12 protein-coding genes are annotated in these 19,063 nt (G+C 38.0%); all 12 read left to right on the plus strand.

The annotated features are described in order from the left end of the window. Window positions 1-110: 110 nt before the first annotated feature. The 12 genes from R3E32_03905 (at window position 111) to R3E32_03960 (ending at window position 19,006) form a co-directional block, all read left to right on the plus strand. Window positions 111-3,218: an AAA domain-containing protein gene (locus R3E32_03905; GenBank protein MEZ4883861.1), complete on the plus strand. Its 3,108-nt coding sequence runs from the start codon at window positions 111-113 to the stop codon at window positions 3,216-3,218. A gap of 607 nt (window positions 3,219-3,825) precedes the next feature. Further along, window positions 3,826-4,143, plus strand: coding sequence for a hypothetical protein (locus R3E32_03910; protein MEZ4883862.1), 318 nt, complete (start codon window positions 3,826-3,828; stop codon window positions 4,141-4,143). A 536-nt stretch (window positions 4,144-4,679) separates the two neighbouring features. Beyond that, window positions 4,680-5,207 (plus strand): D-Ala-D-Ala carboxypeptidase family metallohydrolase, encoded by a 528-nt coding sequence (locus R3E32_03915; GenBank protein MEZ4883863.1) that lies wholly within the window; start codon window positions 4,680-4,682, stop codon window positions 5,205-5,207. Beyond that, window positions 5,204-5,509 (plus strand): hypothetical protein, encoded by a 306-nt coding sequence (locus R3E32_03920; protein MEZ4883864.1) that lies wholly within the window; start codon window positions 5,204-5,206, stop codon window positions 5,507-5,509. Before R3E32_03915 ends, R3E32_03920 begins: the two co-directional genes overlap by 4 nt. A 65-nt stretch (window positions 5,510-5,574) precedes the next feature. After that, the gene (locus tag R3E32_03925) at window positions 5,575-5,793 is read left to right on the plus strand and encodes a KTSC domain-containing protein (protein MEZ4883865.1); all 219 of its coding nucleotides are present in this window, start codon (window positions 5,575-5,577) and stop codon (window positions 5,791-5,793) included. A 46-nt stretch (window positions 5,794-5,839) separates the two neighbouring features. Continuing rightward, on the plus strand, window positions 5,840-6,067 hold the full coding sequence (locus R3E32_03930) for a hypothetical protein (GenBank protein MEZ4883866.1): 228 nt from the start codon (window positions 5,840-5,842) through the stop codon (window positions 6,065-6,067). A gap of 233 nt (window positions 6,068-6,300) precedes the next feature. Further along, a complete protein-coding gene (locus R3E32_03935) occupies window positions 6,301-7,650 on the plus strand; it encodes a hypothetical protein (protein MEZ4883867.1) in 1,350 nt (449 codons plus the stop codon). A 126-nt stretch (window positions 7,651-7,776) separates the two neighbouring features. After that, window positions 7,777-10,914, plus strand: a complete 3,138-nt coding sequence (locus tag R3E32_03940) for an RICIN domain-containing protein (protein MEZ4883868.1) — start codon at window positions 7,777-7,779, stop codon at window positions 10,912-10,914. 243 nt (window positions 10,915-11,157) lie between these two features. Next, window positions 11,158-11,712, plus strand: coding sequence for a hypothetical protein (locus R3E32_03945; GenBank protein MEZ4883869.1), 555 nt, complete (start codon window positions 11,158-11,160; stop codon window positions 11,710-11,712). Window positions 11,713-11,907: 195 nt separating this feature from the next. Further along, window positions 11,908-15,036, plus strand: coding sequence for a CHAT domain-containing protein (locus R3E32_03950; GenBank protein MEZ4883870.1), 3,129 nt, complete (start codon window positions 11,908-11,910; stop codon window positions 15,034-15,036). A 109-nt stretch (window positions 15,037-15,145) separates the two neighbouring features. Next, window positions 15,146-15,955, plus strand: coding sequence for a hypothetical protein (locus R3E32_03955; protein ID MEZ4883871.1), 810 nt, complete (start codon window positions 15,146-15,148; stop codon window positions 15,953-15,955). Between the two features lie 111 nt (window positions 15,956-16,066). Beyond that, window positions 16,067-19,006, plus strand: a complete 2,940-nt coding sequence (locus R3E32_03960) for a CHAT domain-containing tetratricopeptide repeat protein (GenBank protein MEZ4883872.1) — start codon at window positions 16,067-16,069, stop codon at window positions 19,004-19,006. The last annotated feature ends 57 nt before the right edge of the window (window positions 19,007-19,063 follow it).

Below are 19,063 nucleotides of genomic sequence, written 5' to 3' on the forward strand. Positions count from 1 at the left end.
AAAAATATATTAATCTCCAAGACTTACTTCATCTATCTGATTTAGAAGCCTTCAATTTTGGTGAAAATGAAGATGATGTTATTGCTCCTAAATTTTTATTTGTAAAAGGGATGAATCCCAAATTATTGTCTGGAGACGGTGAGCTGACTGAAAAATTAGATTACTTGTATAATGGATGGGAAAACCTTCCACGCAACATAAGAGAATACAAAAGAAATGCAGAATGGGCGATTTTTTTAAGACTAATTCCTTCTCAATTCGTCTTAAATGGAATACATACAGAAAATGAAGTACTGCCTGATAAATTTATAAATTGGTGTCAAAAAGATGAAGCGAAACAAGAGTTCTTAAAGGCTTTAGGGGTAAATGTAGATGAAAGTTATATAGAATCAATTAGGTTATTCCTTCTAAAAGAAAAAAATAGTAATCCAAGCAAAATAGATGTTCTAAAATTCAATGCCACACTTCTCTTTAATACATTAAATGGTTTGGCAGGTGATTTTGCAACTTTAAATAAATCTCCATTTATTTATTCTGGGATTAAGCATTTAGCCCAACTTCAAGAAATTGAAAAAATCATTATTCACTTAATTGAGGATAGTATCGAGTGTCCATTGCTTGTATATTACGATGTAGACTCTTATAAATTAGTAAAACAAGAGGACATTTCATTGAATCGTATAGATGAAACCATTCATGCTAAACTAAAAGAGAATAAAACCAACAATCTAAATTTAGTTTACTTGGATTATTACGTTGTAAAAGATTCGTTGCTGCGGAATGAAAAAATTAAAGCTAATATTGCTGAACTTATTTTTGAAAAAGAGTTTAAAACATCGTTAAATTCTGAATTGCACGATGAACCGTTTTATCATAATTGGAGTAAACAAAACAATGTAATTCTGATAAAAGAAGATGAAATAAAATTCAATATTTATGTTAACAATAAAAATGGAAAACAAAACATTGGAACAATAGTAGATGGTTGTTATTGTAAATCGGTAAATTCTGAAGGTATTACAATTGTTAATTATTCTAAGCATATTCATTTAGATGGGCTTAAATCGAATTTATTAAGGGATTCTAATCCACTTGAACCTTTATTAAGTGATTTAATTTCCAAAAGGGATTCAATGCTGGCAAGTTTTTATAATACTTTAAATTCGGCAAATAAAGATACTGTAAGTGATGAAAGTCTTCAAGTACTTCAAGAAGCATTGAATAAAGAAAACCTCAAGCAAGAACGTCAAGTATTAATAAGTACTATTAAAGAAAATGCAAAGTACTCTTATACTTGGTTTATTTCTTATTTAGAATATCTTCTAACCTTCGCAAATAATACATCAGATAACAATAAGCAAAAAACAATTCGTTTTCATAGCATTAAAAGGCAAGTGGTAAATAACTTACTTTCAAACAAGTATTTTTTGCTTTGTGGTGCGAGTTCATACATCAGTGATTCTATTGAAGATGTTAGTGATTTTCGGTTATCTGGTTTATTGAAAAACAGGAAGCCATTTGTTTTAGATGTTGAAGGTGCTCAAAAACAAGGGCAAGATTTATTGATATTTTGTCCCAATGGCATTAGTAAGGAAATATCTGAAAATTTCGATGCAATCTTTCAACTTGAAATCACTTTTATACCACAGATAGATTTATTGAAAGAACTTAAAAATGCGTTGGCAAATAGAAACAATATTGATATTTGGGACGATATAAATTCCATTTTACCAAATCTTCATTTTATTTATGGTCCTCCAGGCACTGGCAAAACAACTACTTTATGTAGTAAAATCTTAGACGAAGTAAAACAAAATCCTAATGCGAAGTATCTATTCTTAACTCCAACGAATAAAGCAGCAGATGTTTTGTGTAAGAAGTTATTAAAACCGTCCAATTCTAAAGAGGATATTATAGCTTCTAAAATCGAAGCACTAAAACAAGATGATAATTACTTGGCAGTTTACAGAATTGGCAAGCCAACTGACCCAGAAATTGAATCCTTAGAATTGGACATTTATCAAGATTCGGTTCAAGATAGCTTAATTAATAGCGCTAATGTCCTTGCGATGACTATACATAGGCTGCCATACACTAAAGTATTTGATTCAAATGATGATAGTGAAATCAAACTTTTTAAACTTGAAAATCATTGGGACTATATAGTATTTGATGAAGCCTCAATGATTAATCTTCCCTATATCGTATTTGCGATTCTTTCGATTTCTAAATTTAGTCCTAATGCTAAATTTATTATTGCAGGTGACCCAAAGCAAATCCCACCTGTAGTAGATGTAAATGATAAAGAATTAGAGGAGTTAGACATTAAAGACGAGAATATTTATTCAATGATGAATATTAAGAGTTTTAATGAAACAGAGAAAGTACTTAGGAAAAATGATTCAATCGAAAATTTAAAAGTACAATATCGAAGTGTTAAAAATATAGGACAGCTATTTAGCGAACTTTCTTATGGAAAGCTATTGAAGCATCATAGAGAAACAACGAATAACACTCCCAAACAATTACCTGACGATTTTCAGAAATTAGTAAGCAACAATGTAATGTTTATTGATATTCCACTTAATAATGAAGATTCTATTTACAAAATCAGACAATTATTTTATAGCTCATATCATATTTACAGTGCAATCCTCTTAAGTGAGATAATTAAATATTTTGATACTACTCTTAATGAAAGAGAAAGTTGGTCAATAGGATTAATTGCACCTTATAAAGCCCAAGCTGTTATGATGAACAAACTAATTGCGTCTTTTGGTATTTCTGATAAAATAAAAATTTATGCAGACACTGTTCATGGTTTTCAAGGTGATGAATGTGATATTGTGTTTTTTATTTCAAACCCAAATAGTTATAGATACACAGGTCATCCTAAATGTTTGCTTTCTAAAGAGTATATCTATAATGTAGCAATTAGTCGTGCCAAAGATTATCTGATAATATTGCATCCATTTTCTGAAATTTCTGACAACCCTTTTATTAATAAAATAAAGAACTCTTATTCTTCAAACTTTGGAAATCCATTTATAAAAAAAGCATCAGAACTTGAAAGAATTCTATTCAATAACGATTCATTTATTTATGATAACAGCTACATTACTGGACATGACACGGTGAATGTTTTTGGGCAGTTAGAAAAGAAGTATTTTATTAAAGCAAATCCAAGTGCAATAGATATTCAATTAAGAAAATTATAGAAAGTAATTATGATACTTAGCAACGACAATTAAATACAGGGGCAATTTAGGTTCAAACCAAATCACCAATGTATGTATTGGAATATTTGATCTCATACGAATTGGTTTATCTAATGGAAAGCAACCAAACACCTAAATTCTGGAATATTCTATCCATTCAAATAACGAATTATGAAAAAGCGAAAAAATGGCTAAAAGAAAAAGGTCAGGTATTAGAAGTAGATTTTTAAGAGTTCTACGAAATGTATCCAAGACAATTTGTGCGGAAGCTCCGCACATTATGGATATTACAAATAAAACTGCCTCATTCGTTGTAAATTACTTCGGCTAAAACCATTATCAATGGTCGAGGTTAAATCTTTGATTACTATGGTTGTTAAATACTGACAATGTTTCACTTATCAAAAACTTTGTCAACAGTCGAAGACTTTGACAACAGTTGGAGTGGTAGTGACTTCAATTAATGTATAAAGAATAACCAGACCCAGACCAAGCGATATAAAAATACCGCAATATCCGACAAAATCCACCCGAATCCGTCCATATTTTCGCAAATCAGTTGTATATTGGATTTAACTAACAATCAAAAAACCTGTAAACAAACAAAATGAGCGAATTAAACAATAAACACGATTATATTATCTTCGACAACGACGATGAATCTTACCTAAAATGGATGGACGACAACCCCGATGGATACGTTCTAAACATAGATAGAGCTAAAACCCCTAGGAAATACATGATTCATAAATCGAACTGTAGCCATATTGCAGAATTTGAAGAAAAAAGGCAAGAGAGTCATTCATATACAATCAACATGTTGAAAGTGGTTTCTAAAGACCACAAGCCACTTGTCCATTACTGTAAAGGGGTAAGAAAAATAAACAGCAGAATCAATATTCCTGAATGTGGTGATTGCCTATAGGAGATTGATTTTTTTAATCATTTACAAAAGCTTCAACAAACAATACCAATGACAAGCGGTATTCTAAGAAAACAGTGAGTGAAAAACTCAACAACGTTTGTAAAACTTGTCGACGTTTGAACGACCTTGAAGTGGACCAAAAACCTGAAACACCTAACCCCATGACTATCAACAACAAAGATGTTTCAACCTATTAGAAACAGATAGGACTCTTATTTGGGGTGAAACACCTAATATTTTGATTTCCAACAATTAAGGTGTTTCACTCAAACGAACGAAAACTTTGTCAACAGTCGCAGACTTTGACAACAGTTGAAGTGGCATCCGTTCAACTGTTGTTAGGGTTTCCAACCGCTTACAAAGTTTCACTTATCGAGCGGAATACCTATTTTTAATGATAATTGTTTGATTATCAACAGATAAACTCGTATATTGTGTATTCAAACCTACCTGGGTAAAACTTCCAAACCAAGCCAACACAATACTCCCAAAACCTTTCATCTTTATTTATTCATTACTCATTAAATATTTTTACCATGAAACTGATGTTTTTCGTGTGGATGGCAGTAGGGCTATGCTTGTGTCCTCCACCATCTGCTGCTGTATCCGTGGAGGTAGCTGCCAAGGGCGTAAAGTCCTTACAGACAAAGCAAATACCCGATTGGGACTACTCAAAGGAGGTGTTCCGAAGTTTGAAGTATTTTCGATGTGAAGAATTCAATAGTCCTGATGTGGGGCGGGGTTGTGAGCGCATGGACTGGGAATTTTTGTATTTATTGGAGCAGGCTCGTGAGAGGGCGCAAATTCCGTTTGTGGTGTCGGGTGGTTTTCGCACGAAGGCGCACAATGCGGCTGTGGGGGGCGTGACGAATAGCTGTCATTTGTATGGCTACTGTGCGGATATTCGGGTGAGCAACGCTTCTGAACGCTACAAAATCGTTGAGGCGGCGATCTATGTCGGTATTCCCCGTATAGGAGTGTATTCTCAACACATTCATCTGTGTGCCGACCCTGCTAAGGCGCAACACATTTTGTGGATGGGTGAATACAAACAAAAGTCATGAGTAGGTGCATCTGCTTGTTGGTTTGGGTGCTGCTGCTGAATGCTTGCGCTTTGGGTAAGGAGGTAATTCCTGCTGCTGATAACACTAAGGTAAAAAAGGTGGAGAAGCGCAAAGACCGCAATAGGAATGTGAATAGTGTGGTGTTTGACGATTTGGAGTGCATTGATTCGGTGGAGGTTCGATATACGGATAGGTCGAAGGATCGGCAGGGTTTGACGCTTTGGCATGGCTTTGTGGTGGTGGGTTTTTCGGTGCTACTTGTTGGCGGACTTTTTTGGTTTCGCAGGGAACAAAAAAAGTAGATAAAGTGTTAATATTTATAGAATTTATTTGTAGTATTCCTGTATAATTCGTAAATTGCAGTCTCATGACAACACAAAGATTGGAGGTAGATTCTACGGCTATTTCTGCCATGTCTTATGATGCGGAATTGGCTGTTTTGTCCCTTACTTTTCACAATGGAAGGACTTATTCCTATCGAGCTGTTCCCACTACTATTTGGACGCAATTGTTGGTGGCGGAATCGGTGGGTACTTACTTCAATGATTTTATCAGAAATCGCTTTGATTATAGCCGAGTGGCATAAAACAAAACGATGTTTCATTTTTTAACCCTTTAAATTTTTTCGTACTATGGCTACTGAAAAGGAAAAACTGGTTGCTCGTTATCAGAGCAAAATTGCGGAAGTTCCTACGCATGTATCTGGTAAACAGTCGGTGATTGCCGCACTTCAAAACGAGGCAGACTATGGCACCAATGACTATATGATTGGTCAAGTGGAGGAGTTGAATCGAGAGATTGACAAACTCAATGACTTGGTACCTGAGTATCAGGAAGTGCTTGACTTGTTGACTGTTTAGTACAAGGAGTGTTTTGTTTGGCATGTACCTATTGGTAAGGTTAAGGCATCCTATCGTTTGATAGGGTGCTTTTTTTTTGTTGGAGTGGTGAAATTCGCCGATACATTGGTCATTGGTCGTACTGATTGGAGAGTGATTTCTTTTTTATACAAAAAAAATCAAAAAAAACGGTAACGCCCCACAAACAAAAACAGATACTAAGGTAATTGAACAACCTAAAATTATAGTATCTCATGAAAATCACAACTTGTTTTTTGTTTCTGATATCCATCCTACTCCCTTTCACCATTTCATACGCACAAGAAAGCTACAAGTCCGACACAATAGTAGTGGCAGACAGCAGTAAAACAGTGGTTAAAATTACCCAACTCTACGACAAGTTTTTTGAGTTGGAAAACAAAAGTTCCTTACTAACCACCGAAATCACTTCAACGGTGACAGGCTTGAAAAGCAACTTTGAAGAAATCTCAGGCACACTTGAAAACCTTCAGAACCAACAAAGTGACTTTGGTAGTGTAGTCGAAACGAGCAAAGCCCAACTACAAACTTTGACAGCACAACAGCAGGAAATTTTGGATGCACAAACTGCGAAAATGAAAGGAGAGTTGGAAGAACGTTGCCATCAGGTTGTCGAAACGGCTGCTTTTATCAAAACCGCCAATGTGAGCCTCAATACTTTGGTCTTGTCCAATGCGCTGACCGACTACCTCAACAAGGTCAGCGACCTCAACAATCCTACCAATGAAGATTTGGGTTTTTCCATCACTGAAAAGGTCATACAGATGGTGGAACAGGACATATTCAAAAATGAAAAGAAAGTGGGCGACAAAAAGAAAGGCAAATTTTTGGGTGTGGTAAGTAGCCTTATCAACAATCCCATCACCCAAACTTTTACGCTCGGAATGAGTGGCGTAGTGACTGCCTTGACTGGTGTAGATCAAATGGTGACCAATGCTGCTTTGGAGGAGGACGATGTAAGTGTGGAAGATTTGGAGGCGTTTCGATTGAAGTTGAGGCAGTATGTGGTGCATTATCAAGCCTTGAGCCACTCCAATACGCAGTTCGAACACAAATTGACGGGCATCAAAACCCGAATTGAAGCCTTGCAGCAGTTGATGGCAAACTTTGTAGGAGAGCGGGTCAGCACACTCTATGACCAAGGTTTTGCAGAAAGTGATTTGACTTTGACGCAGCTGATTCAAAAAGAATTTGATGTGCGAGACATTCAGCAGCACGTTGAAAAATTGAAGGTGGCTTACACCGAAAATGGTGAATTGCAGTATGAGAAAATCTTGGCAGACCAACGCCTTTTTTATCCTGCTTATGCACTGAACCAAACCCGATTTATTTTTGATGAAATTGATGCTTTGAGCCAAGAATATGTACTGGCTTTGCAGGAATATCAAACCAATATCGAAGACGTTTTGACGAAAGCTAAAACGCTGGGCGATGCCGAAAAAATCGATAAAAAAATTGAAGCACTTCGCAGTCAATTGGAAAGCGTAGAAATGGCATTGACCGATGCGGTGAACATAGCCGATGTGCGGGCGCAGTTTTTTGCTTTGTCGAATGTTGGGAAGTGATTTTTTTTTTAAAAAAAATTGTAACGCTCCTATTCTGATTTCAGATTCCTAAGTGTACAGAGTAAATTTTGGACCTAATTTTTTCTTTTGAATCCCTATTTCTTTAATATTAAATATCAAAAACTTATGCTTTACTCAAAAAAAATCACTTCTAAAAACTTCCAATTACAAGCGATTAAGTTATTGCTTTGCTTTCTTTTATTAGGCTATTTTACCCCTCTATCTGCACAAGAAATATATGCCTATCCACACAGAAATTATGGCGGTGACCAGTGGAAACTTGACCCCTCTTGGGCAAAAGGACCCGCTACCAATGAATGGGGCGACGATACTTTTAGCTCCTTAAAAGTGTCTGAGGGCTACAAACTGACCCTCTGGGAACACCCCAACCAACGCGGTTACTCTATGGAGTTTGTCGGCGAATGTGACAACCTGTTTATGTGTCGAAAAACAGACGGTGAAAGCTGGGAGGATGAAAACTCAAGTTTTGAAGTAGTCAAATTGCCATACAATTGGAACCAACCAAAAATATTTAAAACTGGCATTTATACTTTTCACAACCCCTACCGTGACCAATATCTATACAATAGTGGTGGCAGTTACGTCAGCGTCCGAAACGACCAATACAATAGCAAACCCAACTCAGATTACTACAAGTTTTTGATGATTTATAACCAAGACACCAAAAGTTACACCATTATTTCTACTGCAACAGGCAAAAACCTCCGCCCACAACAATCGGCTAGCGGTGGTTATGAATTGGAAAAAGGACACAGATTGGGTAGCGAAAACTTTCAAGACGATAAATGGAGTCGATTTAGATTTAATCCAGTAGGCAACAATTTATTCAATATGCAAACTTCGGGAAACAACTACCTTTTTGTGACCGTTGACCACAGAAACCACCTACAGAGTACAGAATCACCAATATTTGAGCAAGGAGGCAAAAGCTGTTTCCAACAATGGCGACCCGAATTGGTACAAGAATTGCCCGCAGCCTTAGAGAAAACTATTGCTGAAAAAATTAAGGACGACCCTACCCCCTCCAAGGAGCAATATAGTGTGTTAGACTTTGTAGAGAATGAAACAGTGGCCCACAAAAAAATGTCCATGAAAGTGCCTTTTTATGTCGTCAATGACCCCTTATATCCCTTCAACGAACGCATGAAAACTTATCCTATCTATGTTCTTGATCGAGAAGAATTTGTATTTCGCAGAGGCGAAGAAGACGGATGGACCTTTAACAAAGGGGCAAGCAATATCTCTTTTTCAGAGAGCATCTCCAACTCCACTACTTCAGGCAGTAGCAGTACCACAGAAATGGGTTTAGAAATCATGGTTGGTAATGAATTAACCGCAGGAGCTATTTTTGCCAAATCTACCACCACTATCGAAATTACGACTTCTATGGGTTTTAGCAAAAGTTGGTTTTCTGAAAACACTCGAACCGTAGAAAAAGCCAAGTCATTCAATGTTACTCCTTGTTCTAAAGGTCGAGTCTATGGTTTGGCAACAAGAATCACCCTCCGGCGAGCCGACAAAAATGGCAAAGCCATAGAGGGCGAAGTCGTCAGCACACAGGTCTATTATAACAACGCTTCTATTGTCTATGAAGAACTCCCCATTCATCCCGATGATTGCAAAACCCTATCAGATAAGGTATATAAAGAAAAATTAGCCACCTTTATTCGAGTGTTTGAAAAGCCAACGACTCCTATCCCCCCTGTTACCACGACTACGACTGCTCCAACTCCGACTGAACCAACTACTCCAACGCTCATGCTTCCCGTAGCGACCACTATTCCAGACCTAAATGGCTGTTACTACATCGAAAGCAAAGCAAATAGAGGAAGCGTGTGGGATGTGTCGGGGCATTCCAGAGACAATGGCGGCAAAATAGTCATGTGGACAAAAAACAAGGGAACCAATCAACAATTTGAAATCATTGCCAGCGACAATAACTACCATTATTTCAAAAACGTAGGCAGCAGCAAAGTAGCAGATTGGGCAGGCGAAATGCTACAATGGGACAAAAATGGTGGATTGCACCAGCAATTCAAATTTGTAGATGCAGATGATGGCTACTATTATTTAGAAATTAGAAAAACCCCAGGAGACGTAGTCGGTGTATCTGCCAGTAATCAATTAGTGATTTCGCCCAAAAGCGACCAAGCAGCACAGATGTTTAAATTTGTAGCCTGTGGCAATAAAGAAGCAGTAACTCCCCCTATTGCCACACCAACACCAACGCCCACACCAACACCTGAACCAACACCTGAACCAACACCTAAACCAACACCAACACCTGAACCACAGCCTAAGCCGACACCTACACCCGCTGCTCCTCCAACAATCGAATTAACGAAATGCCCATCAGTAAGTTTTCCAGATTATGATGGAGTCTATGTGAAAACAGACAAAACGTTTGGTGATTGCGATTGTTGGACCAGCCAAAATGGGAAATTTTCCCTTGGAGGTGACGGAGATATCTGGTATGTATTTATAGGTGCAAATTGTCCTACCAACGACCCTAGTACTGTTGCAGCTATCAGCAAACGAACAAGTTGCAACCCCTCTGAAATCCCCTGTGCTACTTTTAAGTCGGATGGAGCTGCTACTAAATGGACATCTTTGGGCCAACAAGGTAAAGACATTGCGGTGGACGGAAATGGACATCCTTGGATAATTGCTTCAGACAATGGAATTTATCACCATGACGGAACCAAATGGCAGCTATATACAGGTGGTGGAGCAGGTAAGGCAATTGCAGTACAAGACAATGCTACCCCCTGGGTCATTGGTACAGACAATGCTATTTATAAAGGTACAGGCTCTGGATGGACGAGTATAGGTGGGCAAGCCATAGACCTTGCGGTGGATGGAAATGGAACACCCTGGGTCATTGGTACAGACAATAAGATTTATAGCTATAATGGAGCAAAATGGTTGGAATATCCTGGTGGTGGTTTGGGTAAGGCAATTACCGTAGAAGCAAATGGTACGCCCTTAGTGATTGGTACAGACAATGCTGTTTATAAAGGTACAGGTTCTGGATGGGTAAAGATAGGTGGTCAAGCCAAAGACCTTGCAGTGGACAAAAACGGAATACCTTGGATAGTTGATATGAATAATAATGTCATGCAAGGCTCCGCATCAGGTTTCCAAAACTATTCGATTGGCGGTGCAGGCAATGCCATTAGCGTCAATCCACAAGGGAATCCTAGTGTCATTGGTACAGACAATGCTATCTGGCAAGCGCGCTAGATTGTTTTAACGAAAGCCCTCAATCTTAGAGTAGGAAAAATCCTATGCTTTTTCTTTGAAGGAAGCCAAACGGCTTTGATATTGGAGGAAAAAGCACCAAGTCATTGGGCTGGTTATTTGTTGATTGGAGAAAAGCGAAAAAGTTTTTTATTTTTTTTAAAAAAACGGTAACGCATCCACTCCATAACCAGATACTCAAGTGAAATCTATATTGAATCTTTCATCTTAAAAAAAAATCATATCATGAAACGAATTTTTGTAATTTTTCTAAGCTTATTGTCCATTGCTCTGTTCTTTGATACAGTAGAAATTCAAGCACAACCCTCAAACCGTGCCCTTGCACTTCCCACTGGGTCTGGTAGAACTACTACTACTTATAATGCTGTGACAAATTTCAATGGTTATATGCGCTTCAGAACCGCTGCGAGGGCTACCAAATCCCTTCACATTGAATATGGTTCACTACAGGCTACTTCAAATGCTAACCCAGCTTGGCTAAGTGCTATGTGGGAGATATTGCCAGTAGCAGGTACAACTGAATTTGTACACATACGGAATCGATGGAAACCCGACCAATATTTACATACAGTAAATGGTCAAGTGGTATGTGGACCTGTATCAGACATCACAGCATTGGAAACCATGTGGAAAATAGAAACCGATGGTAGTTCTTATCGAATACAAACCAGATTGACTGGTCGCGGTGGAACGGGTAGCTTTATCGCAGTCAGTAGTACGGACGATACTGTATTATTAGATAGCATGGGTGCAGCGTGGCTTATAGAAAGCGCACAATAAAGCCTGTTTAATCCTTGTTGAAACGATTGGATGATTTAGGTCTTTTAGGTAAAAAAGTGTTTTTTTGCTTAAAAGACCTTTTTTGTTGTACAGTTTTGAGGTATATTTTTGACGCTCATTTGTGTCTTGAAGAGCATTTTTTTTAGAAAAAATCTCTTATTTTTACAGAAGTAACCCCAATAATACCTTCAACCTATGATGGAACAAGAAGCCGAACTACTGGGCAGACAAGGATTAGAAAAATTATATCAAGGAAAATTTGGAGCTGCGCTGGAATTACTGCAACAAGCAAAAGACTATTGTGATCGCACATATCAAAAAGACAGAGCTTATATAGCCTACTTGCAACAAATAGCCTATTGCCACAGACAATTAGGCCAATACGAACAGGCTTTGACACAGCTATACCATGCCATTGAGATTTGTGATAGGGAGGGAATAGGTAAGATGGTCGGTGTGTACAATCATTTGGGAGATATATACAAGCATATAGGGGAATTTGATAAATCACTTTTTTTTTTTCAAGAAGGACTAAATATTCTACAACAGGGAGGGATACAAAATGACCCCAATGTAGCATTTATGAGCTACATCAAAATTTCTGATCTCTATATTGAAAAAATGGATTTTGATAGAGCCATGACCCATATTGTTTTGGCACAGGAGGTACTAAAAAACCATAAAGATCCCAATTTTTCTCCCTTGAATGAAGCTGGTATATTTTCTCAAATGGGCATTTGTTTTTTCTACAAAGGAGACATAGATATGGCTTTGTCTTATTTTGAGAAGGGAGTGTATATTTTTAAATCATTGGATAGTGCTTCCAACGAATCTTTTGGCGATAGTGTTAAAGATATTGCCCTATTGACCTCCTTATTTCACATAGGGAATTGTTGGAAAGCCAAAAAAAAATATACCAAAGCACTTCATTACTATGAAGAAGCTTTTGGGTTTGCGACCAATAATGAGGCGAGGAACCATTTAAGGATGACCAATATTTTTACCCAAATGGGTAAGTGTTATCGAGAAATAGAAGATTTTGAACAGGCTCTTTTTTACACACAAAGGGCATTACAGACTTGTCTCAAAAGCAGCAATGAAAGCAATTTAGGAGCTATTTATTTGTTACTTGGAGAATGTGAACAGAAGCAAGGGCAGCATGAAAAAGCAGTTCAATACTACCATCAATCCATTGCTGCAAACGAGGCTTATTATGGGAGTCAGCACATTAGTCTTATCCCAAGTAGAGTAGCATTAGGAAATGCTTATGCTGAACAACAATCAGATGCACTTGCTTTGAAGACTTATCAACAAGCACTTGCTTATTTTTTTGAAAATGTCAAATTGGAAAATGGCTATCACAGCCCTGTCTTAAAACCACCTTATCAGTCCTCCCCCGAACTTTTATCGGTGTTAAAAGCCAAAGCCCATTTTTTTGAAAAAAAATACCTCAAAAATGGCAACTTAAAAGCACTGCTCATAGCCCTTAAAAACTATCAATTGTGCAGTCAACAGATAGACCTTTTGAGAAATAGCTATAAGGCAACAGACAGCAAATTAGATTTAGCCCAAGCATCTACTGAAATTTACCAAGCAGCTATAACAGTTGCCTATGCTGCCTTTATTGCAGCCCAAAAGCAGACAAAGGCACTTCAAGCTGCCAATCAAGAGATTACTGACTTGCACCAAGGGGAGCTATTGTTGACCAAAGACACAAAATCAGTCCAAAACGAAGCCGATTGTTTACAAACTGCCTTTACGTTCGCCGAAAAAAATCGCAGCATGTTGCTGCTCGGCACTTTACAAGACAAGATTTCCAAAACGACTTCCAACATTCCCAAAATACTTTTACAAAAAGAATACGATTTGCGGATAGAATTGGCTTTTTGGAACAAAAAAATCAGTCAGTTAAAAGCAAAACCTGCTGTGACAGAAAGCGAAAAAGTAGAAAAAGAAAAAAACATAAAGAAACTACAGAGCAAATATTTTGATTATACGTTGGAATATGACCAACTCATCGAACAATTTGAAACCGATTATCCCGACTATTACCAACTCAAACATCAAGTAGAAACGGTCACGATTGAAATCCTACAACAAAAATTGTCCTTCAATACCGCCCTCATAGAATACTTTATCGGCAGCAAAGAAATCTACACCTTTGTGATTACCTCCAAGGATGCCCACCTCCTTCAAACAGATAAACCAACTGATTTTGAAGAACTCATAGAAACCTTCAAACTGTCTATTGAAGAAAAGGACAAGGCGGACTATTGTGAATCGGCTTTTGAACTCTACGAAATTCTCATTGCTCCAACTGAAGCAATACTTCAAGGACATCCAATAAACCATATCAAAATCATTCCAACAGGTATTTTAAATACCATTCCTTTCGAGGCTTTATTGACCAAAGAAGTCGAAGGAAATGTAAAATATGCCGACTTACCTTACCTACTGCTTCAATATGACATCAGTTACCACTATTGTGCAACCCTTTGGAGTCAAAGTCTGCAATCTGAACCCAAACAGGGTATTGAAGTAGATGAAAGCTTTATAGGTTTTGCACCTGTTTATAAAAATAAACAGACATTTGAAGGATGTATAACAAAAGGATTTGATCCGCTCTACAACAAAGAAAATACCCGTTCTGTCCGCATCGGAGAAGAAACGTACAGTGAATTGGTCTATTCGGAAGAGGAAGTAAAGACAATAGAATCCTACTTCAAAGCGAAAACTATTCCCTCTGAAACGTATCTACACGCCCACGCTACTACCGATAATTTTCTCCAAAACATTGGCAAGCACAAATATGTGTTGATTTCTGCCCACGGATTCTACAACGAAAAACAACCCGATTTGACGGGGATTATTTTTTCGCCTGATGATAATCAGACGTTTGCGAATCCTTCGGATGTCGCCAAGTCTTCGCCAATAAGAGCAGAAAACTCGCCGTCGTTTGAAAAACACGGCGATGTTTGGAGTGATAAAGGAGGAAACGTCTTCTACCTCTCCGATGCCTACAATCTCCAACTCAATGCCGACTTGGTCGTCCTCAGTTGCTGCGAAACAGGAGTCGGCAAACTCGCTAAAGGCGAAGGAGTAATGGCATTGAATCGTGGCTTTTTCTATGCAGGTGCGAAAAACGTGATTTACACCCTCTTCAAAGTTTACGATGAAGCTTCTTGCCAATTGACAAAACATTTGTTTCAGCATATATTGGAGTCAAAGCCTTATGTGTCAGCATTGAAGGAAGCCAAACGGCAGATGATATTGCAGGGAAAAGCACCGATACATTGGGCGGGGTATTTGTTGATTGGAGAATGATTTGTTTTTTTTTGAAAGTTTTTTAGATGTATTTGTAACGCACTTACTCTAAAATCAGATACTCAATTGTAAACATTATTTAGTTATTAAACTCAAAAAAATTAAAATCATGAATCGAATTTTTGTATGTATTTTTAGCTTGTTGTCAATTGCTTTGCTCTTAGATACAGAACATACCCAAGCACAACCATCAAATCGTGCTCTGCAATTACCATCTGGAGGAGATTCACGCACTTCAACACTAGCATGGAGTACTATGGGAAATACCACTGGTATAGACATAGCTTTAGATGCCAGTAACAATCCTTGGATAATTAACTCAACCAATGATATTTTTCGTCACAATGGCACCAGTTGGCAGCAGTATATAGGGAGTGTAAAAGCCTTGGCTATTGCAGTCGATTCTAATAATACTCCGTGGGTAATTGGTATGGATAACAGTATTTGGACAGTTAGGAACAATGGTAGGAGTGACTCATGGGTATTACTTTTAGATAAAAAGGGAATAGATATCGCTGTAGGTTCCAATGGAAATCCTTGGATTATTGATTTGAACAATGATATTTTTTTCCACAACGGCACCAGTTGGCAGCAGTATGCAGGTGGTGGAAAAGGCTTGGCTATTGCCGTTGGTCCAGATAATACACCCTGGGTAATCGGTATGGATAACAGAGTTTGGAAAGGAACGGGCAGTAGTTGGGTAGCTGTCGCCGAAACACAGGCAAAAGACCTTGCCGTAGATGGCTCTGGACTTCCTTGGATTATTGGAATGGATGGCACTGCAATGGAAGGAACAAATACTAGGTCGGGTTTGACATTTCAACCTCATAATCGTTATTCGGGTAAAGCCATAGAAATACGTGTCAATGGACAACCAAGCATGATAGCTACGGATAATACCGTCTGGCAAAGAAGGTAAAAAAAAATCAATAAAGCAATATGTTCAAGGGCTTTTGGTTTCGACTAAAAGTCCTTTTTGTTATTCATGGAGATTGAAGCCAAATACTTTACTTTTACAAAAAAAAAGAAAGTGAAACACTCTAACTTTAAACTCCACAAAGCCAATATCCTCCAACAAAAGGGTCTCGAACTTATTGACAAGTTTGACTTCCGAGTAGCACTCCCCATTTTGGAAGATGCATCTGAGCTGTATCGCACACATAATCAATGGTATGAATACGCACTTTGCCAAAACAAAGTAGCCGACTGTTTGATTCACTTGGGACAATTTGAAGCGGCAATTGAATTGCTGCAAAATAACCTACAAATAGAAGTAACAGACCAAGAAGTTGGATATGATAACCTTGCCTACACCTACAAAGGGTTAAGTACGAGCTATGCCCATAAAGGGGAAGTAGATAAAGCCTTTGGATTCATCAATAAGGTGCTGTCTCTCTGTCAAAAACACGATGCTATTCCAAAATATTTCTTGCACACTGCCTACAATACAATTGGGTGGCTCTACTCCATAAAACAAGATTATGGACAAGCCATATTCTACTTTCAAAAGAATCTACCCTATTACCTCAAATCAGAGGACAAAATCCAATTGGTGGGAACTTACAACAATCTTGCCTTCAATCACAAAATGCTCAAAAATAGCGAGAAGGCGATTGAATACTACCTAAAAGCGATTGAACTACACGACCCAAAAACATTCGACAAAGCGAGCGTTTCGATTGTCATTAATGCCAATCTTGGAGACTGTTATGCCAACATCGGCAATCAGACAAAAGCCCTTAAAGCTTATCAAAAAGCCTATCAAAATTCACACGCAATTTTCGGTGAATCACATTTTTCTACGGGTAGAACTGCCTTTGCGATGGGCAATTTTTTCAAAGGAAATGGACACCCCAAAAAGGCATTAGCATATTATAAAAAATCATTCTCGGTCTATAAAAAAATCCAAAACTATGATGTCTATAATACTGCTATTTCCCTCCAATTTATAGCCGCTTGCTTAGAAGATATGGACAGGTGGGAAGAGGCTCTTCCATATCATCAAAAGGCAATAGCCTACCTCATCGGCAAGAAGAACTGGATAGACCCGTATCAAAAAATGGAACTTTTTGTAGAGTATCTTCCACCACGAGTCACCCTATTTTTGGTCAAAAAATCAAAAAATTTATTGGTGCAATTCTACCGAAATCGAAAGGAAATAGATTTGTTTTTTGCCTTTGAGACTATTGAATTGGCTACCCGATTGATTCAAGAAATAAGAAAGACCTACAAAGCTGACGAAAGTAAGTTTCACTTGGCGAGTGAAGCAAGAAATGTCCACGCACTTTTACTGCAAATCTTGACGCAAATACGGCTACTGCTTCAAGACAAAACATTTGCCAAGTCCGATAAAAATTCGTTGGAAGAATTGGCTAAAATTGACATTATGGAAAATGCTTTTACAACCTTTGAGCAAGATAAATCCGTTTTACTACTCTCTAACCTCAAAAACCAAGCTGCCAAAATCACCGCCAATATCCCAGATGATTTATTGAAACAAGAACAACAAACGAACCGACAAATGACTGCATTGAGTCAAAAAATCAGTCGTTTACAAGCACAAGAAGCGAAAGTAGAATCAGAAGAGTTGATTGAACTTCAACAAGAATACGCTAACCACAAACTGCAATATGACCAATTGGTGCAACAACTCGAAACCAACTACCCCCAATACTACCAACTCAAGCACCAAGCAGAAACCGTGACTATCAAAACTCTCCAACAAAAACTTCTCTCCAGAACTGCCCTAGTTGAATACTTCATTGGAGATAAACACCTCTATCTCTTTGCTATTACCTCCAATGATACCCAATTCATTCAATTAGAAAAACCTACGGACTTTGAAGATTTAGTCGAAGCCTACAAAGCTTCAATTGACGAAATTGACAAAAGTGAATATTGCGAATTAGCTTTTGAACTCTATCAACTGTTAATAAAACCACTCACATCAACAAATCAACTAATAACCAGTAACCAAGCACCAATAACGAATTTCAAAATCATTCCTTCTGGAATTCTCAGTACAATTCCTTTTGAAGCTTTGTTGACAGAAGAAGTAACAACCAATGCAAAATATGCAGACTTGCCGTATTTATTACTTCAATACAATATCAGCTACCACTATTCCGCAACACTTTGGAGCCAAAATATAGAACGATTTTCAACCCATTCAGGAAAAAACGAGCAAACCGAATCCAGTTTCATAGGCTTCGCCCCCGTTTACAAAAGAGAGCAAAATCAACCATTGGAGAAAATCATAAAAAGAGGCATTTACAACGAAGAAACCACTCGCTCTATTCGAATTGGAGAAGAAACATTCAGTGAGTTGATTTATTCCGAAGAAGAAGTTACTTCAATACAATCCTACTTCAATGCCAAAAATATTCCTGCCGAAACTTATCTACACCAAGCAGCCAACATCTACAATTTCCTCCAAAACATCGGCAAACACAAGTACATCCTCATCTCAGCACATGGATTCTACAATGAAAAACAACCCGATTTGACAGGGATTATTTTGTCGCCTGATGATAATCAGACGTTTGCGAATCCTTCGGATGTCGCCAAGTCTTCGCCAATAAGAGCAGAAAACTCGCCGTCGTTTGAAAAACACGGCGATGTTTGGAGTGATAAAGGAGGAAACATCTTCTATCTCTCCGATGCCTACAATCTCCAACTCAATGCTGATTTGGTCGTCCTCAGTTGCTGCGAAACAGGAGTCGGCAAACTTGCTAAAGGCGAAGGAGTGATGGCATTGAATCGTGGCTTTTTCTATGCAGGTGCGAAAAACGTGATTTACACCCTCTTCAAAGTCTATGACCAAGCTTCTTGTCAATTGACCAAGCATTTGTTTCAGCACATATTGGAGGAAAAACCCTACGCTTTTTCCTTGAAGGAAGCCAAACGACAGTTGATTTTGCAGGGAAAAGCACCGATACATTGGGCGGGGTATTTATTGATTGGGGAGTGATGCGATACTTTTTCATCTATTTCAGGAGAATCGTTCAACTGTTGTCAGAGTTTCCAA

This window comes from Chitinophagales bacterium (assembly GCA_041392475.1).
Lineage (GTDB): Bacteria > Bacteroidota > Bacteroidia > Chitinophagales > UBA2359 > JAUHXA01.